At 65.8% G+C, this 21,046-nt stretch carries 20 protein-coding genes and 1 pseudogene; 9 read left to right on the plus strand and 12 right to left on the minus strand.

What is annotated here, in order from left to right:
- Positions 1–286 precede the first annotated feature (286 nt).
- Complete coding sequence (locus tag ACU0B3_RS11835; RefSeq protein ID WP_446261060.1) at positions 287–868, minus strand: TlpA family protein disulfide reductase; 582 nt, start codon at positions 866–868, stop codon at positions 287–289.
- On the opposite strand from ACU0B3_RS11835, the gene argH reads away from it, so the two are divergent.
- The 4 genes from argH (at position 867) to ACU0B3_RS11855 (ending at position 7,173) form a co-directional block, all read left to right on the plus strand.
- Positions 867–2,258, plus strand: coding sequence for an argininosuccinate lyase (argH, locus tag ACU0B3_RS11840; RefSeq protein WP_446261061.1), 1,392 nt, complete (start codon positions 867–869; stop codon positions 2,256–2,258). The two genes, ACU0B3_RS11835 and argH, sit on opposite strands and share 2 nt — an antisense overlap.
- Before the next feature lie 139 nt (positions 2,259–2,397).
- Positions 2,398–2,712 (plus strand): DUF2834 domain-containing protein, encoded by a 315-nt coding sequence (locus tag ACU0B3_RS11845; protein ID WP_446261062.1) that lies wholly within the window; start codon positions 2,398–2,400, stop codon positions 2,710–2,712.
- Positions 2,713–3,227: 515 nt separating this feature from the next.
- A complete protein-coding gene (lysA, locus tag ACU0B3_RS11850) occupies positions 3,228–4,493 on the plus strand; it encodes a diaminopimelate decarboxylase (RefSeq protein WP_446261063.1) in 1,266 nt (421 codons plus the stop codon).
- 55 nt (positions 4,494–4,548) lie between these two features.
- On the plus strand, positions 4,549–7,173 hold the full coding sequence (locus tag ACU0B3_RS11855) for a TIGR02302 family protein (protein WP_446261064.1): 2,625 nt from the start codon (positions 4,549–4,551) through the stop codon (positions 7,171–7,173).
- A gap of 220 nt (positions 7,174–7,393) precedes the next feature.
- Here ACU0B3_RS11855 and ACU0B3_RS11860 read toward each other — a convergent pair whose 3' ends face one another.
- Positions 7,394–8,248: a zinc-ribbon domain-containing protein gene (locus ACU0B3_RS11860; RefSeq protein ID WP_446261065.1), complete on the minus strand. Its 855-nt coding sequence runs from the start codon at positions 8,246–8,248 to the stop codon at positions 7,394–7,396.
- Between the two features lie 184 nt (positions 8,249–8,432).
- Here ACU0B3_RS11860 and ACU0B3_RS11865 point away from each other — a divergent pair, with 184 nt between their 5' ends.
- The 5 genes from ACU0B3_RS11865 (at position 8,433) to ACU0B3_RS11885 (ending at position 11,800) form a co-directional block, all read left to right on the plus strand.
- Positions 8,433–9,110 carry a cell division ATP-binding protein FtsE gene (locus ACU0B3_RS11865; RefSeq protein ID WP_446261066.1) on the plus strand — a complete coding sequence of 226 codons (678 nt, stop codon included), beginning with the start codon at positions 8,433–8,435 and terminating at the stop codon, positions 9,108–9,110.
- Entirely contained in the window at positions 9,107–10,012 is a 906-nt protein-coding gene (locus ACU0B3_RS11870) for a cell division protein FtsX (RefSeq protein ID WP_446261067.1), read from the plus strand. The genes ACU0B3_RS11865 and ACU0B3_RS11870 overlap by 4 nt, the downstream gene beginning before the upstream one ends.
- Entirely contained in the window at positions 10,012–10,746 is a 735-nt protein-coding gene (locus ACU0B3_RS11875; protein ID WP_446261068.1) for a lysophospholipid acyltransferase family protein, read from the plus strand. The genes ACU0B3_RS11870 and ACU0B3_RS11875 overlap by 1 nt, the downstream gene beginning before the upstream one ends.
- The gene (locus ACU0B3_RS11880) at positions 10,733–11,335 is read left to right on the plus strand and encodes a pyridoxamine 5'-phosphate oxidase family protein (protein ID WP_446261069.1); all 603 of its coding nucleotides are present in this window, start codon (positions 10,733–10,735) and stop codon (positions 11,333–11,335) included. Before ACU0B3_RS11875 ends, ACU0B3_RS11880 begins: the two co-directional genes overlap by 14 nt.
- A gap of 69 nt (positions 11,336–11,404) precedes the next feature.
- A complete protein-coding gene (locus ACU0B3_RS11885; RefSeq protein WP_446261070.1) occupies positions 11,405–11,800 on the plus strand; it encodes a DUF1801 domain-containing protein in 396 nt (131 codons plus the stop codon).
- Positions 11,801–11,947: 147 nt separating this feature from the next.
- On the opposite strand, the gene lpdA is transcribed toward ACU0B3_RS11885, so the two are convergent.
- The 10 genes and pseudogenes from lpdA to ACU0B3_RS11935 all read right to left on the minus strand — a co-directional run bounded on the left by lpdA (position 11,948) and on the right by ACU0B3_RS11935 (position 21,029).
- Positions 11,948–13,336, minus strand: coding sequence for a dihydrolipoyl dehydrogenase (gene lpdA, locus ACU0B3_RS11890; RefSeq protein ID WP_446261071.1), 1,389 nt, complete (start codon positions 13,334–13,336; stop codon positions 11,948–11,950).
- Between the two features lie 74 nt (positions 13,337–13,410).
- Complete coding sequence (locus tag ACU0B3_RS11895; RefSeq protein ID WP_446261072.1) at positions 13,411–13,809, minus strand: MAPEG family protein; 399 nt, start codon at positions 13,807–13,809, stop codon at positions 13,411–13,413.
- A complete protein-coding gene (locus tag ACU0B3_RS11900; RefSeq protein WP_446261073.1) occupies positions 13,806–14,006 on the minus strand; it encodes a hypothetical protein in 201 nt (66 codons plus the stop codon). The genes ACU0B3_RS11895 and ACU0B3_RS11900 overlap by 4 nt, the downstream gene beginning before the upstream one ends.
- 77 nt (positions 14,007–14,083) lie before the next feature.
- Entirely contained in the window at positions 14,084–14,617 is a 534-nt protein-coding gene (locus tag ACU0B3_RS11905) for a hypothetical protein (RefSeq protein ID WP_446261074.1), read from the minus strand.
- Positions 14,614–15,087, minus strand: a complete 474-nt coding sequence (locus ACU0B3_RS11910; RefSeq protein WP_446261075.1) for a hypothetical protein — start codon at positions 15,085–15,087, stop codon at positions 14,614–14,616. Before ACU0B3_RS11910 ends, ACU0B3_RS11905 begins: the two co-directional genes overlap by 4 nt.
- Before the next feature lie 99 nt (positions 15,088–15,186).
- Positions 15,187–15,420, minus strand: coding sequence for a hypothetical protein (locus ACU0B3_RS11915; RefSeq protein ID WP_446261076.1), 234 nt, complete (start codon positions 15,418–15,420; stop codon positions 15,187–15,189).
- Positions 15,417–15,641, minus strand: a pseudogene (locus tag ACU0B3_RS11920) (BrnT family toxin); the annotation flags it as partial. The pseudogene ACU0B3_RS11920 and the gene ACU0B3_RS11915, both read right to left, overlap by 4 nt.
- A gap of 42 nt (positions 15,642–15,683) precedes the next feature.
- Positions 15,684–17,255, minus strand: a complete 1,572-nt coding sequence (gene odhB / locus ACU0B3_RS11925; RefSeq protein WP_446261077.1) for a 2-oxoglutarate dehydrogenase complex dihydrolipoyllysine-residue succinyltransferase — start codon at positions 17,253–17,255, stop codon at positions 15,684–15,686.
- A gap of 5 nt (positions 17,256–17,260) precedes the next feature.
- Positions 17,261–20,218, minus strand: a complete 2,958-nt coding sequence (locus ACU0B3_RS11930) for a 2-oxoglutarate dehydrogenase E1 component (protein ID WP_446261078.1) — start codon at positions 20,216–20,218, stop codon at positions 17,261–17,263.
- Positions 20,219–20,339: 121 nt separating this feature from the next.
- Positions 20,340–21,029, minus strand: a complete 690-nt coding sequence (locus ACU0B3_RS11935; protein WP_446261079.1) for a hypothetical protein — start codon at positions 21,027–21,029, stop codon at positions 20,340–20,342.
- Positions 21,030–21,046: the final 17 nt, after the last annotated feature.

Genomic DNA, 21,046 nt, shown 5'->3' on the forward strand with positions numbered 1-21,046 from the left:
TCTCCCGTGCGGAATCAAGGCGGAGCCGCTGCACATCGACGGGCCACCCGTCGCACCGAAGGTGCGCCATCAATCATTGGCACGCCTTTGGCGTGACGGCACGTCGATACGGTGAAGGTAGCGCCTCGCTCCGAGGTCTTCCGAACTTGGCTGGGATAAAGGTGCTCAGAAGATCGGTTGGCTCGACGCACCGCGGCTCGTCGATGTGCTCGTATGGTTCAGGTCAACAGCGATCTAATGCGATTGGAAAATCAGACTGACCAACGCGCCGCAGCCCGCCAATCCGCTACCCCTCATCACCGATCAAATGCGCAACAATTGCCCTAGCACTGTCCGACGCCCAATCCGCGTCCCCGCGCAGGCGGGCGATTTCATTGCCTTCGGGGTCGAGGATCACCGTGATCGGCAGGCCCAGCACCGCCATCTGGCGTGCGAGCCGTTGGCCGGGGTCGCGGTGAAGGGGGAGGTTGTCGACGCCGATCTCTTCGAAAAAGTCCTTCATCGCCTGTGGCGGGTTGCGCCCGGTGGCGATGGTCACGACCTCGAAGCTATCGCCGCCGTAAGCCTCCTGCAACACGCTGAGATGCGGCATCTCGGTCCGGCAGGGCGCGCACCAGGTCGCCCAAAAGTTGAGCACGACGTGCTTGCCCGCATAGTCGGCCAGCGTCAGGCTCTCACCCTCGAAGGTCTGGAACGCCGTGTCCGGCACCGCCACCGGCTCCGAATGCACGTTGAGTTTGCGCATGTCGCCGGCCTTGAGCGCCTCGATCCCGGAGGTGTCCGCGAGACCTGCGTTTGCAGCGAGCACAAGCGCGGTATAAAGGGCGATGAGACGTTTCACGGGGCTTCTCCCAAAAGGACTGCGCATGACCAAGGATTCCTCGAACCAGATGTGGGGCGGCCGCTTTTCGGCGGGACCGGACGCGATCATGGAGGCGATCAACGCCTCGATCGGGTTCGACCAGCGTATGGCGGCGCAGGATATCCGCGGCTCGAGGGCCCACGCGGCGATGCTCGCGCGCACAGGCATCCTTACGGATAAAGACGCCGAGGCGATCCGGGAAGGGCTGCTCACGGTCTTGTCAGAAATCGAGGGCGGCACGTTTCAGTTCTCCGCCGCCTTGGAAGACATCCACATGAACGTCGAGGCGCGCCTGACGGAGATCGTCGGGCCTGCCGCGGGGCGTCTGCACACCGCGCGCAGCCGAAACGACCAGGTGGCGCTCGACTTCCGCCTGTGGGTGCGCGACCAGCTGGATGCTTTGGACGCAGCGCTTGTGAAGCTGATGCAGGCGTGCCTGGCGCAGGCCAGGGCGGGTGCGGATTGGGTGATGCCGGGCTTCACCCATCTGCAGGTCGCGCAGCCTGTCACCTGGGGCCATCACATGATGTCCTATGTGGAGATGCTAGGACGGGACCGCTCCCGCCTGGCCGATGCGCGCAAACGGATGAACGAAAGCCCGCTGGGGGCGGCAGCGCTTGCAGGGACGTCTTTCCCTATCGACCGGGACATGACGGCGGAGGCGCTGGGCTTTGACCGGCCGGCTGCGAACTCCCTCGATGCGGTGAGTGATCGGGACTTTGCGCTGGAGTTCCTGAGTGCGGCGAGTATCTGCGCGATGCACCTCAGCCGCCTCGCCGAAGAGCTGGTGATCTGGTCCTCGGCGCAGTTCCGGTTCGTGACGCTGTCGGACCGCTTCTCCACCGGTTCCTCGATCATGCCGCAGAAGAAGAACCCGGACGCGGCCGAGCTGATCCGCGCCAAGATCGGGCGTATCCTCGGCAACACCGTCAGCCTTTTCACCGTGATGAAGGGTCTACCGCTGACCTATTCCAAGGACATGCAGGAGGACAAGGAGCCGGTCTTTGAGGCAGCTGACAACCTGATGCTCGCGATTGCCGCGATGGAGGGGATGATGTCGGACCTGACCGCGAACCGCGAGGTGCTGGAGGCGGCGGCGGCGTCGGGCTTTTCCACGGCGACGGACCTGGCCGACTGGCTGGTGCGGGAGCTCGATCTGCCCTTCCGCGAGGCGCATCACGTGACCGGCACGCTTGTGGGGCTGGCCGAGAAGACGGGGCGCGATCTGCCGGACCTGACCCTTGAGGAGATGACAGGCGTGCATGGCGGCATACATGAGGGGGTGTATGGCGTGCTGGGGGTGCAGAACTCCGTCGCCTCGCGCACAAGCTACGGTGGTACGGCGCCCGTCCGGGTCCGGGAACAGATCGCGCTCTGGGAGGCGCTTTTGGCATGAAGGCACATCGGTGGACCCAGGCGGTAAGGTGGGCGCTGCCCACCCTACTTGTCGCGCTTTTAACGGGGTGCGGCGCGGACGGGGAGCCGGAGACGCCTGAGTTTGCCGCGCTGGCCGCTCTGGCCGAGGGGGCCGTGCTATGACGCCGCTCCGCTGGGTCTGGCTGGCGCTCGCCATCTGGGGTGCGATCCACCCGATGTACTATTTCATCTCGTGGTTTCAGGAGTTTGGCTGGAGCCTCATGGCCATGGTCGACGCCTGGCATGTGAATGCTGCCACGTCTGGCCTCGTCTGGGACCTGACCATCGCGGCGGTCACGCTGACGGTGTGGATCCTCGCCGAAGTCTTTGCCCGGCGTAACTGGATCGCGCTCCTGGCGATCCCGGCGACGTTCTGCATCGGTGTGAGCTGCGGGTTGCCGCTGTATTTGTTCCTGCGGTCACGGCCTGTTTGAGGCTGCGTCCCGGGTTCGTGCGCACTTTTGGTGGGCGACTTTGATCTGAAGCATTCGGAACGGACGAGCACGCGCCGGCCCGCGGCGTGGCGCAATCGCGCCGCCCCAGGGGGGCGGGTCGGCGCGGCCTGACGGTGCCCGTCAGGCGGATGCTTTGATCTGAGCGAACGTTTATAAGAATTTAGGTCGCCTGCTTTGGTTTACACGCTCCGCGCCTAGCCAGATCTGGGGACTGTCGCGGCGTTGCCTTGCACGCATAGGGTGTGGGCAAGGGCCGCATCGCGCTGGCCAAGCCCTCTGACCGCCTTGCAGCCGAGCCTGTGTCACTCCGCGCGGGGCGGGAGGATCCCTCCGCCCCTGTCCGCCATTCCCCTGGCCCAGGACAGGGCGCGAGGCAGCAGACCAGCGGTGCTTGTGGCGGTGCGGTCCCACATGCCTGCGCGCGGCCGAGGCACATCGCCTCGTGCGCAAGCGCGCCATTGCCAGCGCGGCGCCATCCCCCTAAAGCGCAGACCATGGATCACTTTCTCTATCGTGATGGCGTCTTGCACGTCGAGGACACGCCCGTGGCAGAGATCGCGGCGGAGGTCGGCACGCCGTTCTACCTCTATTCCACTGCGACGCTTGTCCGGCACTTTCGCCTCTTTGACGACGCGCTGAGCGGCATGCCGCATCTGGTGTGCTACGCGATGAAGGCGGCCTCGAACCAGGCGATCCTCAAGACCCTCGCGGCCGAGGGGGCCGGCATGGACGTGGTCTCGGGCGGCGAATACGCGCGGGCCAAGGCGGCGGGCGTTCCGGGCGAGCGCATCGTCTTTTCCGGCGTCGGCAAGACCGAGGAGGAGATCGCGCAGGCTCTGACAGGTGGTATCCGCCAGTTCAACGTCGAGAGTGAGCCGGAGATGCAGGTGCTGAGCCGCGTTGCGCATCAGATGGGCGTGGAGGCGCCGATCACCATCCGCGTGAACCCGGACGTGGATGCCAAGACCCACGCCAAGATCGCCACCGGCAAGTCGGAGAACAAGTTCGGCATTCCCATCTCCCGCGCGCGTCAGGTCTATGCGATGGCCGCCGCGCTGCCCGGGCTCAAGGTGATCGGGATCGACGTGCACATCGGCTCGCAACTGACCGATCTGGCGCCCTTCGAGCTGGCCTATCAAAAGGTGGCCGAGCTGACGGAGACGCTGCGGGCGGACGGGCACGAGATCATGCGGCTCGACCTTGGCGGCGGGCTTGGCATTCCTTACGCGCGCTCGAACGAGGCGCCGCCGATGCCGACGGATTACGGCGCGCTGATCCAGCGCACGGTGGGCCATCTGGGCTGCGAGATCGAGATCGAACCGGGCCGCTTGATCGCCGGCAACGCCGGGATCCTCGTGAGCCGCGTCATCTACGTGAAGGAAGGCGAGGACCGCCAGTTCCTCATCCTCGACGGCGCGATGAACGACCTCATCCGGCCTGCGATGTATGACGCCTACCACGACATCGTGCCGGTGGTGGAGCCCGCACCGGGGGTGGAGCAGGTCGCCTACGACATCGTCGGCCCGGTCTGCGAAAGCGGCGACACCTTTGCCAAGGGGCGCACGATGGCGCCGCTCAAGGCCGGGGACCTCGTCGCCTTCCGCTCGGCGGGCGCCTACGGCGCGGTGATGGCGTCCGAGTACAACTCGCGCCCGCTGGTGCCCGAAGTTCTGGCAAAGGGCGATCACTACGCGGTGATCCGCCCACGCCCGACCTTTGACGACATGATAAATCGAGATACCATCCCGCCTTGGCTATGATGCCTCCAAAGCAGTGCGGGACCTTGTCCCGGCGCGGCGCCGCGGGAGACACTCGATGACACGGCCCTCAGGGAACGACCCTCTTTTCAAGCGTTTGGCCTGGCCGCTGGGCCTGACCCGGCTCGGGCTGGTGGCCGAAAGCGCCGTGCGGGCCTTCTGGCCGCTCTGGTCCATCGTTATCCTCGCGGCGGGGCTTTTGATGCTGGGCGTGCAGGACATGCTCGGGGTGGAGGCCGTCTGGGCGCTGGTGTGCCTCTTTGCCGCGGGCGCGCTCTGGGCGCTGATCTACGCCGTGCGGCGCTTCCGTCTGCCCTCGCGGCAGGCGGCGACCGAGCGGCTGGACGCGACTTTGAAAGGGCGCCCGCTCGCGGCGCTGCAAGACGATCAGGCGATCGGGCAGGGCGACGCGCAGTCCGAGGCTGTCTGGCAGGCGCACAGCGCCCGCATGGCGTCCCGCGCGGCGGAGGCCAAGGCGGTGTCGCCGGACCTCAAGATATCGGCCTTCGACCCCTTTGGTCTGCGCTACTCGGCGCTATTGATCCTGGCCATCGCGCTGCTCTTTGGCTCGATCACGCGCGTTGGTTCAGTCACGGAGATGGCGCCGGGCAGCGGCGCCGTCGCCAATGCGCCCCTGTGGGAGGGCTGGGCGGAGCCGCCCGCCTACACCGGTAAGCCGACGCTCTACCTCGCCGATCAGACCGAGACGCTGCGTGTGCCGCAAGGCACCACGATCACGCTGCGCTTTTACGGCGACACAAGCGCGCTGACGGTGACCGAAGATGTCTCAGGCCGGCCTTTGACGGAGGAGGCTGGCGCGCTCGATCTGGCGGAGAGCTTTACCATCGCGCAGAGTGGCACGCTGACCATCGACGGCCCCGGCGGGCAAAGCTGGCCGGTGGTCATGGAGCCAGACGGCGCGCCGCGCGTATCGATCTCTGCCGAGCCCGAGCGGGAGGCGGACGGCCGCATGACGCAGCGCTTTGTCGCGCGGGACAACTATGGCGTGGTGTCCGGCAGTGGAGTGATCGCGCTTGCGCTCGAGAACGTGCCGCGCCGGTACGGGCTGGTACTCGACCCCGAACCGCAGGAGGTGATCGAGCTGGACCTGCCGATGCCGATTTCGGGCGACCGCACCGATTTCGAGGAAACCATCGTCGAGAATTTCTCGGAGCACCCGTGGGCGAACCTGCCGGTGACGCTGACGCTGACGGTCGAGGACGAGCTGGGTCAGACCGGGAGCACTTCGGATTTCGACATGGTGCTGCCGGGGCGGCGGTTCTTTGACCCGATGGCGGCGGCGATTGTCGAGCAGCGGCGCGATCTGCTGTGGAACCGCGAAAACGGGCCGCGCATCGCACAGGTGCTGCGCGCGGTCTCGCACCGGGCCGAAAGCGCCTTTCGCTCGGAGACGGCCTACCTGCGGTTGCGTGTGATCCTGCGCCGGCTCGAGGCGTTCAACGAACATGGCATCTCGGACGACCAGCAGGCGGAGATCGCCGAGGCGCTCTGGGACCTCGCGATCCTGCTGGAGGAGGGCGATCTGTCGGACGCGCTCGAACGGCTGCGCCGCGCGCAAGAGCGCCTGTCGGAGGCGATGCGCAATGGCGCAAGCCAGGACGAGATTGCCGAGCTGATGCAGGAGCTGCGCGACGCCTCCCGCGACTACATCGACCAGCTGGCGCGTCAGCAACAGCAGGACGGCCAGCAGGGCGAGCAATCGGCAGAGAACCAGCAGCAAGGCCAACAGGGCCAAGAGATGCAGATGACGCAGGACGACCTGCAGCGCATGATGGACCGTATCCAGGAGCTGATGGAGCAGGGCCGCATGGCCGAGGCGCAGCAGGCGCTCGACGAGCTGCAGCAGATGATGGAGAACATGCGCATCGCCGAGGGTCAGCAGGGCCAGGGCCAGCAGTCTCCCGGGCAGCAGGCGATGGAGGGTTTGGCCGACACGCTGCGCGAGCAGCAGGGGCTGAGCGATCAGGCATTCCGCGACCTGCAGGAGCAGCAGGGCCAGGGCTCGGGGGCGGGCGAGAGCCAGCAGAACGAGGGTCGGAGCGGCGGTCAGGGCCGGGGCACCGAGCACTCCGAGGGCGGACAGGGCCAGCAGGGCCAGTCGGGTGACAACCAGCAAAGCCAGGGCGGCGAGCAGGAGGGCGAGGGTCAGGGCGCGGGCGGTGACCAGCGCGAGACACTGGCCGACCGTCAGCGCGCGCTGCGCGGCGAGCTCCAACGCCAGCAGGATGCGCTGCCGAACGTGGGTGGTGAGGCCGGGCAGGCCGCGCGGGACGCGCTCCGCCGGGCCGAGGACGCGATGCGCGGCGCCGAGGACTCGCTGCGTCAGGACGATCTGGCGGGCGCCATGGACAACCAGTCCGACGCGATGGAAGCGCTCCGCGAGGGGATGCGCAGCCTCGGAGAGGCGATGGCCGAAGAGCAGCGCCAGCAGAACGGCCAGCAGGGCACGGCGGATGCCGAGACCGGCCAGGAACAGCGCGACCCGCTGGGCCGCCGCGCCGGAAGCAACGGCCAGATCGGCACGCAGGAGCAGCTGTTGCAGGGCGAAGACGTCTACCGCCGCGCGCGCGAGCTGCTGGACGAAATCCGCCGCCGCTCCGGTGAGGCCGAGCGCCCGGACGAGGAGCTGGAGTATCTCGAGCGCCTGCTTGATCGGTATTGAACGGGTTGGTTTGTGTGGCGTGAACTTGGCCAGAAACACATCGCCTAAATCAAAGCACCCGCCTGACGGGCACCGTCAGGCCGCGCCGACCCGCCCCCATGGGGCGGCGCGATTGCGCCACCCCGCGGGACGGCGTGGGAAGACTCGTTTTGCCTGTTTCTGGATTAATTGAGCCCGCTTTGAACGATCGCACTGGCCGGGATAGCTGACCAAAAGTGACCTACTCGCTCGGCGTGGACTCTGCTGCCGGCCCCGAAGCTTCGGACGCCATCGAGTCGAGCCAGGCGAGCGTGCGGTCGACCTGACCGTCGAGCCAGAGCCGCCCCTGGTCGATCCCTTCCACAAAGGCCATGAGCGGCGCGCTAAGCGCTGGCACTTGCTCGGAGATGCGGGGGGCAAAGACGTAGAGCGCCACGATCATCGCGCCGACCAGCACGGCGAGCGCGAAGCCGCGGCGGAAGTTGCGGCGCCGGTCGGCTTCGGCTGCCATATGCGGTGGCGGGTCCGAGCGGTCCGCGAGGCGCGGCTCTTTGGAGGAGCGCAGGCTGGCGTTGATGTCGTCGATGTCGGGCAGTTGCTCGCGGCGCGGGCGGTCCTCGGCGGTGTTGGTCACCGCAGCTGTGGCAGCACCGGCTGCCGCGACACCCGCTGCAGCCTCCGCCCCGCCGCGCACATGCGCCATCTGGGCCTGCGTCTCGCTCACCCGGCGTGCTTGTTCGGCATCATCCGCGGCTTCCACCAGACCGAGATCGGGTTGGCTTTCGATCGGGTCGGCCGTTGTCTCCGCGGCACGCGCGCGCGCCTCGAATTCCGCTTCCTGGCGCAGGACATCGGCAACGGCCGGGTCAACCGGCTGTGGCTGAGGCTGAGGCGTGGGTTGCGGTTGCGGTTGCGGCGCGGGGGGCGGCGACGCGGACACGTGGTCCTCGTCCTCGCCGGCCTGCGCCTTCATCGAGGGGTGCGGCTCGAACCAGGTGTTGCTGCAGTTGGAGCATTGCACGTCGCGCCCGGTCTTGGGGATCACCCCGTCCGGCACTTCGTATTGCGCCCCGCAATTCGGGCAGACCAGCCGCATCGGCCTCGACCTTTCATCCTACCGCGTGACCGGGTCGCACGGACGCGCCCGGCGCGCGTTTCAAGGCGATATTAGGGCGAAGGCCGGGCGGCGAAAAGTCCCTCGCTGCGATTGCAAGATCTGCGGTGCTCAGGCACAACATGGGCAAAGCGGCACAGGCCGCCTGCCGGGGAGAGGGCCAGCAGTGATCGAGCTCGAGAATGTGGCCTATTCCTATGGCGGCGGCGAGCTTTTGAGCGACATCTCCCTCAAGCTCGCGCCGGGCTCGTTTCACTTCCTGACGGGGCCGTCGGGCGCGGGGAAGACGACGTTTCTCAAGCTGTGCTATGGCGCGCTCTTGCCGACGGCGGGGGACGTGGGCCTCTTTGACCAGTCGCTGCGCGCGATGAGCCGGGATGATGTGGCGCTGGCGCGGCGGCGGATCGGGGTGGTGCACCAGGATTGTCAGTTCCTCGACCACATGAGCGTGGCCGACAACGTGAGCCTGCCCTTGATGGTGTCGGGCTCCGAGCAGCTTGCCGACATCGCCAACATGAAGGAGCTCCTGGCCTGGGTCGGCCTGACGCGGCGCGCCGATGCGCTGCCGCCCGAGCTTTCGGGCGGGGAGCGGCAGAGGGCGGCGCTGGCGCGCGCGGTGATCCTGTCGCCCGACGTGATCCTGGCGGACGAGCCGACGGGCAATGTCGACTGGGAGATGTCCCAGCGCCTGCTGACGCTGCTGATCGAGCTCAACCGGATGGGCAAGACGGTGATGATTGCGACGCATGATCTCGGGCTGATCCGTGCCGCCAAGAGCCACGTGCAGGCGCGCGTGCTGCGCATCGCGAACCGGCGGTTGCAGCTGGCCGGGGCTGACCTGTGAGGCGTGTGCTGGCCGATATCCGCGCGGTCCTCGCCGGGGAGGCGAACGCCGACAGGGTTGTCCCGCCGCAGGGCTTCACCGCGCAGCTGACCGTGCTGACCTCGGCGGCGATGGCGTTCCTGATGGTGTTCGCCCTGGCGCTGTCGCTTGCCTCGGGCCGGCTTGCGTCGAGCTGGAGCGCGGCGTTGAGCCAGGGCGCGACCCTGCGGCTCTCGGCGCCGGCGGACCAGATGGCGGCGCAGACGGCCGTGGCGCTTGCGGTTCTGCAGACCACGCCGGGGGTGGCAAGCGCGCGGGCGCTCAGCGCAGACGAGCAGCGCGCGCTTTTGGCGCCCTGGTTCGGGCCAGACCTGCCGCTCGAGGAGCTGCCCGTGCCGCAGCTGATCGAGATCACCGAGGACCGTGGCGGCTTTGACGCCGCGGGTCTGCGTTTGCGGCTCAGCGCCGAGGTGCCGGGTGCGGTGCTCGACGATCACGCGCGCTGGCGCAAGCCGCTGGTGCGCGCGGCGCGGGTGCTGCGGGTGCTCGGCTGGGTGTCGATCGCGCTGATGGCAGCTGCCTCGGCGGCGATGATCACGCTGGCGGCGAATGCCGCCCTGTCGGCCAATGCGCAGGTGATCGCCGTGCTGCGGCAGGTGGGTGCGACGGACGGCTATATTGCGCGCGCCTTCGTGCGACGGTTCACCTTTCGCGCGCTGTCTGGCGCCGGGATCGGGCTTGTGGCCGGAGCGGTCGCGGTGCTGCTGCTGCCGTCCTCCGGCGCGGAGACGACGTTCCTGACGGGGCTCGGGTTTCGCGGATGGCACTGGCTGGTTGCGCTGCTCATCCCGCCTGCGCTTGGGGCTGTCGCATTCTGGTCCACGTCGGTGGCCGCGCGCAGGATGCTGGAGGGATTGAGGTGATGGGACGCGCTGTGCAATGGCTGCGGTCGCTTGTCTTCATCGTGCAGATGTACGTGATGATGGCGGTGCTTGCGGTGTTCTTTACCCCGCCGGCGATCTTTGACCGGTCGTGGGCCTATGCGGGCGTGCGCACCTATTGCCGCTATGTGCGCTGGTCTGCGGTCTGGATGATCGGGCTCAGGACCGAAGTGCGTGGACAGGTCCCGAGCGGCGAGGTGCTGATCGCCTCCAAGCATCAGAGCTTTCTCGACATCATCATGATCGTCTCCGAAGTGCCGCGCCCCAAGTTCATCATGAAATCCGTCCTGCGCTGGGCGCCGATCCTCGGCTGGTACGCGATGCGCATCGGCTGCGTGCCCGTCGATCGCGGCAAGCGCGCCGAAGCGATCAAGAAGATGATGCGCGATGTGCAATCGGGCGATGCGCCGGCAGGTCAGTTGATCATCTACCCGCAGGGCACACGTGTCGCACCGGGGGCGGACCTGCCGTACAAGGTGGGGACCGCCGTGCTCTATGCCGAGACGGGACAGGATGTCGTGCCGGCGGCGACGAATGTGGGCGTGTTCTGGCCGCGGCACGGCATCTACCGCAAGCCCGGGCTGGCGGTTGTCGAATTCCTCTACCCGATCAAGCCGGGCTTGGAGCGCGAGGCGTTCCTGCCGCAACTGAGAACGCGGATCGAGACCCGCTCCAAAGCACTTATGGCGGAGGCCGGGTTTCATGCGCCGGATTGAAGACCTCGAGACACTGCATGGCCTTTACGGCGTGCCGGGCAAGCCCGCGCTGCGCAAAGTGGCCAAGGCCCTGACGCCGCTCTACCGCGATTGGATCATGGCCTCGAGGTTCTGCATCCTGACGACGGTGGGGCCGGAGGGGACCGACGGCTCGCCGCGCGGCGACGATGGCCCGGTGGTGCAGGCGCTCGACACCGGGACACTGCTGATGCCCGACTGGCGCGGCAACAACCGGCTCGATTCGCTGCGCAACATCGTGCGGGACGGGCGGGTGTCGCTGCTTTTCATGGTGCCGGGGTCCAACACGCTGGTGCGGGTGAACGGCACGGCGTTCCTGACGGACGACGACACTCTGCGCCACCGGTTCGAGCAACGCGGCAAGCACCCGGCGACGGTGATCGTGATCGAGATCACCGAGATCTACACCCAATGCGCCAAAGCGCTGCTGCGCTCGGACCTCTGGGCGCGCAACGACACCGAAGGGCTGCCGACTGTGGGCGAGATCTTGGCCGACATGACGGACGGCGAGGAAGGCGGCGCGGAGTACGACCGGACCTACAACGCGTACGCGATGCCGCGGATGTGGTGAGGGTGCCCTAGGGCGTATCCCGAGCGATCCCAGGCAATGCCTTGTCTGGCGAATATAGTAGCGAGACGCATGAGTTATACGTCCATAGATGAATTCCAAGCGGCTCTGCCGCCAGAGTATCGCGCGATTTGCCATGCGTTGCGCGACGTGATCGACGCGGAGCTGCCGGACGCCGAAAGCAAGATTTGGCACCGACATCCCGTCTGGTTCTTGCAAGGCAATCCGATCGTTGGATACAGCCGCCTGAAGGCGGGTATGCGTCTGATGTTCTGGAGCGGTGCGGACTTCGAGGAGCCGGAGCTGAAGTCGGGGACGGGCAAGTTCAAGGACGCGTCACGACTTTATGCCGATGTCGAGGACGTCGACATCGAGACGGTCAAAAAATGGCTCAAAAAGAGTCGACGCATCCAGTGGGATTACAAAAACGTCTATAAACGAAAAGGCCGCCTCGAGCGGATTGTCTGAGCGCAAGCAAAAGCCCACAATCAGGGCTTTCACTGGGGTGGCATTCAGATGTCTCGTGCGCCAGTTGACTGGCACCAAGTACCCATCGTTTTCACGGGTTGAAGCGCCGGGAAAGGTAAGGTGGGCAGGTGCCCACCCTACGCTGGCTCAAACGTGGATGGCGCCGTCGCCGCAGGCCAGCGCCGCTTCGCGCACCGCTTCGGAGACCGTTGGGTGGGCGTGGCACGTGAGGGCGAGGTCCTCGGCGGAGGCGCCGAACTCCATCGCGACGCAGATCTCGTGGATCAGGTCGCCCGCCGATGGGCCGATGATGTGTGCGCCGAGGATGCGGTCGGTTTCGGCGTGGGCGATAATCTTGACAAAGCCCTCGCCCGAGAACATCGCCTTGGCCCGCGCGTTGCCCATGAAGGGGAATTTGCCGACCTTGTAGGGGATGTCCTTCTCTTTGCAGGTCTCCTCGGTCTCGCCGACGTTGGCGACCTCGGGGTGGGTGTAGATCACGCCGGGGATCACGCCGTAGTTCACGTGGCCATGCTTGCCCGCGATGACTTCGGCGGTGGCCATACCCTCGTCCTCGGCCTTGTGGGCGAGCATGGGCCCCTCGATCACGTCGCCGATGGCGTAGATGCCTTTGACGGACGTCTCCCAGTGGTCGTTGACCGCGATCTGACCGCGCTTGGTCATCTCGACGCCCAGAGCATCGAGGCCGAGCTTGTCGGTGAAGGGTTTGCGGCCGGTCGCGACGAGCACGGTGTCGGCGTCGATCTCGTGGGCGCTGTCGTCTTTGCGGAGGGTGTAGCTGACTTTGGCCTTGGTCTTGAGCGCTTCGGTCCCTTGCACGGCGGCGCCGAGGATAAAGTCGATGCCCTGCTTCTTGAGCATCTTCTGGAACTGCTTTTGCACCTCCCCGTCCATGCCGGGTACGATGTGGTCGAGGTATTCGAGCACGGTCACCTCGCTGCCGAGGCGCGCGTAGACCGAACCGAGCTCGAGGCCGATTACACCCGCGCCGATGACGACGAGTTTCTTAGGGATCTTGCCGAGCGCGAGCGCGCCGGTCGAGGTCACGACGGTGTTCTCGTCCGCCTCGACCCCGGGGATCGAGGCGGCCTCGGACCCGGTGGCGATGATGATCGACTTGGCCTCGTGCGTGTCCTCACCGACGGTGACCTTGCCGGCCTCGGGGATGCTTCCCCAGCCCTTGAGCCAGTCGATCTTGTTCTTTTTGAACAGAAATTCGATGCCCTTGGTGTTGGTGTTGACCGTGTCCTGCTTGTAGGTCTGCATCTGTTTCCAATCGACCGACGGGCTTTTGCCTTTGAGACCCATGGTCGCAAAGTTGTGCTCCGCCTCGTGCAGCATGTGGGAGGCGTGCAGGAGCGCCTTGGACGGGATGCAGCCGACGTTGAGGCACGTGCCGCCGAGCGTCTCGCGCCCTTCGACGCAGGCGGTCTTGAGGCCGAGTTGTGCGCAGCGGATGGCGGCGACATAGCCGCCAGGGCCTGCGCCGATCACGATCACGTCGTAAGATGCCATGGGTGTGTTCCTTTTGTCAGCGTGGAACCGGGGGCCAGCCCCCGGACCCCCGGGATATTTTCAGCCAGAAGAAGTCAGATGAGGGCGAGGATCAAGAGGCCGGTGGTGGCGCCGAACCCGGTCATCCAGATCAGCGAGCGCCACGGCGTCCAGCCGAAGGCGTAGGCTGGGACATAGAGGATGCGGGCCGCGACGTAGATGTAGGACAGGAGCGCCGTGTAGGCGGTGCCCTGGTCGCTGAGCACGATCACGAGCGTGGCGATGGAGAAGAGGATGAGCCCCTCGAAGTGGTTGCCGAGCGCGCGGTGGAGGCGCGCGGTGCGGGGGCTGAGCTCGGATTGCAGTGAGGCGCCGTCGCGCGGGCTGAGCGTCTTGCGCGTGCCGAGCTCGAGGTTGGCGGGGATCGCCATGAGCGCAAATTGCACGACCTGCAGGAGGGCGGCGAGGGTCAGGGCGGTGAGTTCGGGGGTCATTGGTCGTCGTCTCGCTCGGCGCGTTTGGCGACCCAGCGGGTGAGGCCGAAGGCCGTGACCCAGGTGAGCAACAGGTAGAAGGCGAGGAGCGCCCAGGCAAAGGCGGGGCCGTCGAAGAAGAGCACCCAGGCGGCGATGGCTACGGTGGCGAGCACGCTGCGGATGACGGCTTTGCGGAAGAGCGGGTTCGCGGTCATGTGGGTGTGAGCCTTGGGTTGGTGCGGTTTCGTTGGGTTTAGAGGCCCCGGATCAAGTCCGGGGCGGGTGGTCTGTCTCATGCGGCGCGGAGGGCTTCGGCGATTTGCTCGGCGCGGGCCTCGAAGGTGAGGCCGCGGGCCGAAGGGTGACACGTTGCGATGTGCGGGACGTCGAAGTATTCGAGCGTGCGCGCGGCGTCGGTGCCGGCGGCGACGGGGCGGCGGCCGAAGAGCTCGTGCCGGGTGACCTGGTCGAAGGAGGCGCGGGCGTGGGCAGCGGGCAGCGGGTGCGAGCGTTTCGGTGGCAAGAGGCAGAAGATCGGGGCGATGTAGATGTCAGCGCGTTTGAGGCCGAGAAAGGCGAGCGCTTTGTCGAGGACGCGGTTGAAGGGGATATGCGGCAGGTAGCCGGTCTTGCTCAGCTGCGCGTGGTTTGCGCGTGCCGAGGGGGCGTCGAGCCAGTCCTTGGACATCAGCATGGGGCCGTCCGGGTTGCCGGAGGTAAGCTGGATCGGGGAGACGTATTCGCCATCGAAGCCCGCCTCGGCGAGCGTGGTGTAGCCGGGGAGGGAGAAGGCCCGGCGGGCGGTGATGGCTTGGGTGAGGGTCATGCGTCAGCCCAAACAACAGATGCCGTGTATATCGGGCGCAGCAAAAAGATGAACACGACGATAACGAGCGCGGCCACTCCCTGATAGTAGAGAATACCAACGATCGGTAAGTACGGAACGACAGCCACTGCCAACAATACAAATGCAATTCCGATACGTACGTGGAGAGTTTTCATTAAGGGGTCTTCTGGGCGTGAATACCGTTTGGTCCGCGAGAAAAGTATGAGGGCCCCGACTGCTGCGAGACACAGCAGAGCGGTCCCGATTTGTGAATTGGCGCTCATGATCGGAAAATCGAATGCGACTTCGATTGGGGCGATCAGTGCAAGAGCATATCCGAACTTCATAGCCTTTGGATCACTGCGATAGGTTTCGAGCAGACGCGGGCCGGAGACCGGGTCGTGGCCAAGGATCTTCAAGTCCACTGCGCGGTGTCGCGCCGTTTCCAATGATACGCGTTCCGGCTTCATGGCCACTGTGCCGGGTTGCGCCAGCGCTGAGCTGCGTCAGGCATGAGAGCTGTTATGGCTAGGGTGAGGGTCATCGGTCGTGAAATGACTGCGGTTGCATCATTCGGCGGCGTGGGGGATTGCGCGGGCCTTGGAGATTGGTCCTTCGAGCGGGTCGCCCGCATCATGTGCTTCGACGATCTGACGGAGGGCGTTTTCCAGAGCAGACGGGTCCTTGAGCAAGACCTGCATCAGCGCGGTGTTCTCGAACGCGGGGCGCGCCTCGTCGAAGAAGTCCGCGTCAAGCGGAGGATTCTCATCGTGGTCGGTCGGGATGTCCTTGCGCGTGTTCATCGCATTTCCCTCTTGTTCGCCTTGCGCAGTGAGATCACGCGGATGCGGTCTTTGCGCAGTGTATATACCAGAACGTGGTCACGCCCGTTGATTTTGCCAAGGGCCTGCATGCGGTCTTCGCCGTAGTCCGCGCGCCTGTCCGGACGTTCGATCACGCTGCTCCAGTCGAAAGCGTACACCTCCTCGAAGGAGACGCCGTGCTTTGCCTCGTTTTGTGTGGCTTTTTCGGCGTCTCAGTCGAAGGGCGGTCGCGGCATCTGCGATCAGAGATCCATCAACAGCCTTCTTGGATCCTCCAGCGCCTCCTTCACCCGCACAAGGAACGTGACCGCGCCTTTGCCGTCCACGATGCGGTGGTCGTAGCTGAGGGCTAGGTACATCATGGGGCGGATGACGACTTGGCCGCCGATGGCCATGGGGCGGTCCTGAATTTTGTGCATGCCGAGGATGCCGGACTGCGGGGGGTTCAGGATCGGCGAGGACATGAGCGAGCCGTAGACGCCGCCGTTCGAGATCGTGAACGTGCCGCCCTGCATTTCAGCCATGGAGAGTTTACCGTCGCGGGCGCGGGCGCCTTTTTCGGCGATGGCCTTTTCGATGGCGGCGAAGGACATGGCATCAGCGTCGCGGATCACCGGGACCACGAGGCCGGTGGGCGTGCCTGCGGCGATGCCCATGTGGACGAAGTTCTTGTAGACGATGTCGGTGCCGTCGATCTCGGCGTTGACCTCGGGGACCTCTTTGAGGGCGTGGCAGCACGCCTTGGTAAAGAAGGACATGAAGCCGAGTTTCACGCCGTGTTTCTTGAGGAAGAGGTCCTTGTACTCGCTGCGCAGGGCCATGACCTCGGTCATGTCGACCTCGTTGTAGGTCGTGAGCATCGCGGCGGTGTTCTGGCTGTCCTTGAGCCGGCGCGCGATGGTCTGGCGGAGGCGGGTCATCTTGACGCGCTCTTCGCGGGCCTCGTCCTCGGCAGCGACAGGTGCGCGGGGCGCTTGGGCTGCGGGGGCTGGAGACGGCGCGGTTGACGCGGAGGCGACGGCTTTGGCGACGTCTTCCTTCATCACGCGGCCATCGCGGCCGGAGCCTTCTACGGCATCGCGGCTGATGCCGGCCTCGGCCATGGCTTTCTTGGCGGCGGGGGCGTCCTCGACGTCCTTGCCCGAGCTTTCGGGCGCCGCGGCGGGTGCTGGTGCGCTTTCAGAGGCCGGGGCAGCGGCGGAGGCGCCGTCCCCCGACGACAGGACGGCGAGGATTGCGGACGCCTCGACGGTGCTGCCCTCCTTGGCCTTGATCTCCGTCAGGGTGCCGGCAGCGGGCGAGGGGACCTCGATGGAGACCTTGTCGGTTTCCAGCTCGCACAGCATCTCGTCCTGCGCGACGGTGTCGCCTTCGGATTTGAACCAGGTGGAGACGGTTGCCTCGGTCACCGACTCGCCGAGCGACGGGACGGGCACGTCGATCGTCTCGCCCTCTTCGCGCGGTTTGACGTCAGCCGAGCCTGCGTCGATCGCCTTGGCCGAGCCGCCGTCCTCGTCGCTGGACGCTTCGGCTTTGGCTTCGGGCATCTTGGAGCCTTCACCGGCCGAGCCGCTTTCGCCCTCGGAGATCGTTGCGAGGAGGGCGTCAACGCCGACGGTGTCGCCTTCGGAGGCGACGATCTCTCCCATGACGCCGCTGGCGGGGGAGGGGACCTCGACGGTGACCTTGTCGGTTTCCAGCTCGCACAGCATTTCATCGGCAGCGACGGCGTCGCCGGGTTTCTTGAACCAGGTGGCGACGGTGGCTTCGGTGACGCTTTCGCCCAGGGTCGGGACGCGGACTTCGGTGGCCATGGGACTTATCCTTTGATCGTCAGCGCTTCGTCGACGAGCGCGGCTTGTTGGGCTTTGTGGGCGGAGGCGAGGCCGGTGGCCGGCGAGGCCGATGTGGTGCGTCCGACGTAGGTCGGGCGGGCGTGCTTGGCCTTGATCCGGGTGAGGACCCACTCGATGTTCGGCTCGATGAATGTCCAGGCGCCCTGGTTCTTGGGCTCTTCCTGACACCAGACCATCTCTGCCCCTTTGAAGCGCTCGAGCTCCTTGACGAGGCTGAGCGCGGGAAAGGGGTAGAACTGCTCGATCCTGAGCAGGTAGACGTCGTCGATGCCGCGTGCGTCGCGCTCTTCGAGGAGGTCGAAATAGACCTTGCCCGAACACATCACGACCCGCTTGATCTTGTCGTCGGCGGCCAGCGTGGTGTCCGAATTGCCCTTTTGCGCATCGTCCCAAAGGACGCGGTGGAAGGAGGAGCCGGTGGTAAAATCCTCGGTCTCCGACACGGCGAGCTTGTGCCGTAAGAGCGACTTGGGCGTCATGAGGATCAGCGGTTTGCGGAAGTCGCGGTGAATTTGCCGGCGCAGGATGTGGAAGTAGTTGGCCGGCGTCGTGCAGTTGGCGACAATCCAGTTGTCTTGCCCGCATTGTTGCAAGAAACGCTCCAATCGCGCGGAGGAGTGCTCGGGGCCTTGTCCTTCGAACCCGTGCGGGAGCAGGCAGACGAGGCCTGACATGCGCAGCCACTTGCTTTCGCCCGACGAGATGAACTGGTCGAACATGATCTGCGCGCCGTTGGCAAAGTCGCCGAACTGCGCCTCCCACATCACCAGCGCGTTGGGTTCGGCGAGGCTGTAGCCGTATTCGAAGCCGAGCACCGCGTATTCCGACAGCATCGAGTCGATGACCTCGTAGCGCTCCTGTCCGCTGCGGATGTTGTTGAGCGGGTAGTAGCGTTCCTCGGTGTCCTGGTTCACGACGCCGGAGTGCCGCTGGCTGAACGTGCCGCGCGCAGAATCCTGGCCCGCGAGGCGCACCGGGTAGCCCTCGGTCAAGAGTGAGCCGAAGGCCAGCGCCTCACCAGTTGCCCAGTCGAACCCCTTGCCGTCCTCGAACATCTTGGCCTTGTTGGCGAGCATGCGCGCGACGGTCTTGTGGACCGGGTAGCCCTCGGGCAGGCGCGTGAGCGCGGTGCCGATCTCTTCGAGCGTTTCGGGGGCTATGGCGGTCTTGCCGCGCTCGTATTCCTCGCCGCGCTTGTCGATGTGCGACCAGCGCCCGTCGAGCCAGTCGGCCTTGTTCGGCTTGTAGTTCTTGCCGGCCTCGAACTCGTCGTTGAGATGGGACTGGAAGGCGGCCTTCATGTCCTCGATCTCCCCTTCGGGGATCAGGCCGTCCTTGACGAGCCGCTCGGTGTAGAGCGTCAGGGTCGTCTTCTGCTTCTTAATCTTCTTGTACATGAGGGGGTTGGTGAACATCGGTTCATCCCCCTCGTTGTGCCCTAAGCGGCGGTAGCAGATCATGTCGATCACCACGTCCTTGCCAAACTTCTGGCGGAACTCGGTGGCGACCTTGGCGGCATGCACGACCGCCTCGGGATCGTCGCCGTTCACGTGGAAGATCGGCGCCTCGACCATCAGCGCGATGTCGGTGGGGTATGGCGAGGAGCGGGAGAAATGCGGCGCGGTCGTGAAGCCGATCTGGTTGTTGACCACGATGTGCATGGTCCCGCCCGTGCGGTGCCCGCGGAGCCCGCTGAGACCCAGCCCCTCTGCCACGACGCCCTGACCGGCAAAGGCCGCGTCGCCGTGCAGGAGGATGCCCATGACCTTTTTCCGCTCACTGTCACCCTTCTGGTCTTGCTTGGCGCGGACCTTGCCCAGCACAACCGGGTTCACCGCCTCGAGGTGCGAGGGGTTCGCGGTCAGGCTGAGGTGGACCGAATTGCCATCGAACTCCCGGTCCGACGAGGCGCCGAGGTGGTATTTCACATCTCCCGAGCCGTCCACGTCCTCGGGTTTGAAGGACCCGCCCTGGAACTCGTTGAAGACCGCCTTGTAGGGCTTGCCCATCACGTTCACCAGAACGCTGAGACGCCCCCGGTGCGGCATGCCGACGACGATCTCCTCGACGCCGAGGTTGCCGCCGCGCTTGATGATCTGCTCCATCGCCGGGATGAGGCTCTCACCCCCGTCGAGGCCAAACCGTTTGGTCCCCATATATTTGACATGCAGGAACTTTTCGAAGCCCTCGGCCTCCACCAGCTTGTTCAGGATCGCCTTGCGCCCTTCGCGGGTGAACTGCACTTCCTTGCCGAGCCCCTCGATGCGCTCCTTGAGCCAGGCGCTCTCCTCGGGGTTCGAGATGTGCATGTATTGCAGCGCAAAGGTGCCGCAGTAGGTGCGTTTCACGATCTCCACGATCTCGCGCATCGAGGCCAGCTGCAGCCCCAGCACGTTGTCGAGGAAGATCGGGCGGTCCATGTCCGCCTCGGTGAAGCCATAGGTCCGCGGGTCAAGCTCGGGGTGCTGCGTCTGCTCGCGCATCCCCAGCGGGTCGAGGTCTGCCGCAAGGTGACCCCGGATCCGGTAGGCGCGGATGAGCATGATGGCGCGAATGCTGTCGAGCACGGCGCGCTTGATCTGCTCCTCGCTGACCTCGACGCCGGCCTTTTCGGCGGCTTTCTGGATTTTCGGCGCGGCGGTCTTGACCTCCGGGTCCATCGCCCATTGCCCGTCGAGCGCCGCCGTCAGATCGTCATTCGGCTGCGGCGGCCAGTCGGCGCGCGCCCAGGAAGGCCCTGCCGCCTCTTTCTTGACGTCGACCTCCCCGTCACCCAGCCCCTTGAAGAACGCCTGCCACGCCTCGTCCACGCTCGCCGGATCGTTCGCGTACCGCGCGTAGAGCTGCTCGAGGTACTCGGCATTGTGCCCCTGCATGAAGGAAGAGGCATGGAACTGGTCGTTGGGGGATTGGTCGGTCATGTCATGTCACCTTTTCGGGGTGGAAATCGCGGCGGTCGTGGCGGGGATCGGCCTGCGCCTTCGCCGGTGCGCGTCCCCCGATCTGGAAAATGCGTTTGCCGCCGGTTTGGTTGCGCGGCGGTCAGGCATCCGCCCAGTCCTCCGAATAGCCGCCGAGCTCGAACATCCAGGCGCAGCGTTTTTTCACGATGGCGGCGGTTTTGGCGTCGAAATACTCCGGCACCGGTTTGCGGTCCGGGTGGTCGCGGGTGAACTTGGTGGTCGGCACAGTGATGCGGCCTTTGTCGAGCGCGAGGTGATCTGCCAGCTTGAGCAGGTCACCTTCGATGTGCTCCTGACGCACGGCGTGGGTCACCGCGAGCCCGGTGTCGGTCGAGACAATGCCGGCATCCGCCTGCCAATAGTCCGAGGCGACAAACGTGGCAAAGTCCTCGCGTTGCGCCTGCCAGCCCTCAGGCACGCCGCCGCCATCCCGCAGCGCCAGCCAGAAATAGTAGGACACCATCCGCGCGTAGGGATTGCGCACGCTCGTGATCTTGGCATAGCGCTCCCAGATTTCTGGCCCGATCTGCTCTGCCACCTTGCGTGCGGGCATGTGGTGATACCACCGCGCGTCCGCCTTCGTCAGCTTGGCGGTCGGGACTTTGCGCTGGCCCACCACACCCTGCACCGTGATGCGGGTGTGGGTCTTTTCCACCACCCTCGCACCCGCTGGACGGCAAAAGGGCTCAAGCGCCATCTCGACGCTTGTGCCTGCCGTCTTCCGCGACTTGAGGAAGATGAACGCGTGGGAGTGGGAGACGAGGACCATCGCTCTGCGCCCGTGCC

The sequence above is a fragment of the Pseudaestuariivita sp. genome (assembly GCF_052825805.1).

Excerpts from the sequence above, each read along its gene's own strand:
- argH (WP_446261061.1), top strand. The coding sequence starts at position 867 with ATGACCAAGGATTCCTCGAACCAGATGTGGGGCGGCCGCTTTTCGGCG.
- ACU0B3_RS11835 (WP_446261060.1), bottom strand. The coding sequence starts at position 868 with ATGCGCAGTCCTTTTGGGAGAAGCCCCGTGAAACGTCTCATCGCCCTT.
- ACU0B3_RS11845 (WP_446261062.1), top strand. The coding sequence starts at position 2,398 with ATGACGCCGCTCCGCTGGGTCTGGCTGGCGCTCGCCATCTGGGGTGCG.
- lysA (WP_446261063.1), top strand. The coding sequence starts at position 3,228 with ATGGATCACTTTCTCTATCGTGATGGCGTCTTGCACGTCGAGGACACG.
- ACU0B3_RS11855 (WP_446261064.1), top strand. The coding sequence starts at position 4,549 with ATGACACGGCCCTCAGGGAACGACCCTCTTTTCAAGCGTTTGGCCTGG.
- ACU0B3_RS11860 (WP_446261065.1), bottom strand. The coding sequence starts at position 8,248 with ATGCGGCTGGTCTGCCCGAATTGCGGGGCGCAATACGAAGTGCCGGAC.
- ACU0B3_RS11875 (WP_446261068.1), top strand. The coding sequence starts at position 10,012 with ATGGGACGCGCTGTGCAATGGCTGCGGTCGCTTGTCTTCATCGTGCAG.
- ACU0B3_RS11880 (WP_446261069.1), top strand. The coding sequence starts at position 10,733 with ATGCGCCGGATTGAAGACCTCGAGACACTGCATGGCCTTTACGGCGTG.
- ACU0B3_RS11885 (WP_446261070.1), top strand. The coding sequence starts at position 11,405 with ATGAGTTATACGTCCATAGATGAATTCCAAGCGGCTCTGCCGCCAGAG.
- lpdA (WP_446261071.1), bottom strand. The coding sequence starts at position 13,336 with ATGGCATCTTACGACGTGATCGTGATCGGCGCAGGCCCTGGCGGCTAT.
- ACU0B3_RS11895 (WP_446261072.1), bottom strand. The coding sequence starts at position 13,809 with ATGACCCCCGAACTCACCGCCCTGACCCTCGCCGCCCTCCTGCAGGTC.
- ACU0B3_RS11900 (WP_446261073.1), bottom strand. The coding sequence starts at position 14,006 with ATGACCGCGAACCCGCTCTTCCGCAAAGCCGTCATCCGCAGCGTGCTC.
- ACU0B3_RS11905 (WP_446261074.1), bottom strand. The coding sequence starts at position 14,617 with ATGACCCTCACCCAAGCCATCACCGCCCGCCGGGCCTTCTCCCTCCCC.
- ACU0B3_RS11910 (WP_446261075.1), bottom strand. The coding sequence starts at position 15,087 with ATGAAGCCGGAACGCGTATCATTGGAAACGGCGCGACACCGCGCAGTG.
- ACU0B3_RS11915 (WP_446261076.1), bottom strand. The coding sequence starts at position 15,420 with ATGAACACGCGCAAGGACATCCCGACCGACCACGATGAGAATCCTCCG.
- odhB (WP_446261077.1), bottom strand. The coding sequence starts at position 17,255 with ATGGCCACCGAAGTCCGCGTCCCGACCCTGGGCGAAAGCGTCACCGAA.
- ACU0B3_RS11930 (WP_446261078.1), bottom strand. The coding sequence starts at position 20,218 with ATGACCGACCAATCCCCCAACGACCAGTTCCATGCCTCTTCCTTCATG.
- ACU0B3_RS11935 (WP_446261079.1), bottom strand. The coding sequence starts at position 21,029 with ATGGTCCTCGTCTCCCACTCCCACGCGTTCATCTTCCTCAAGTCGCGG.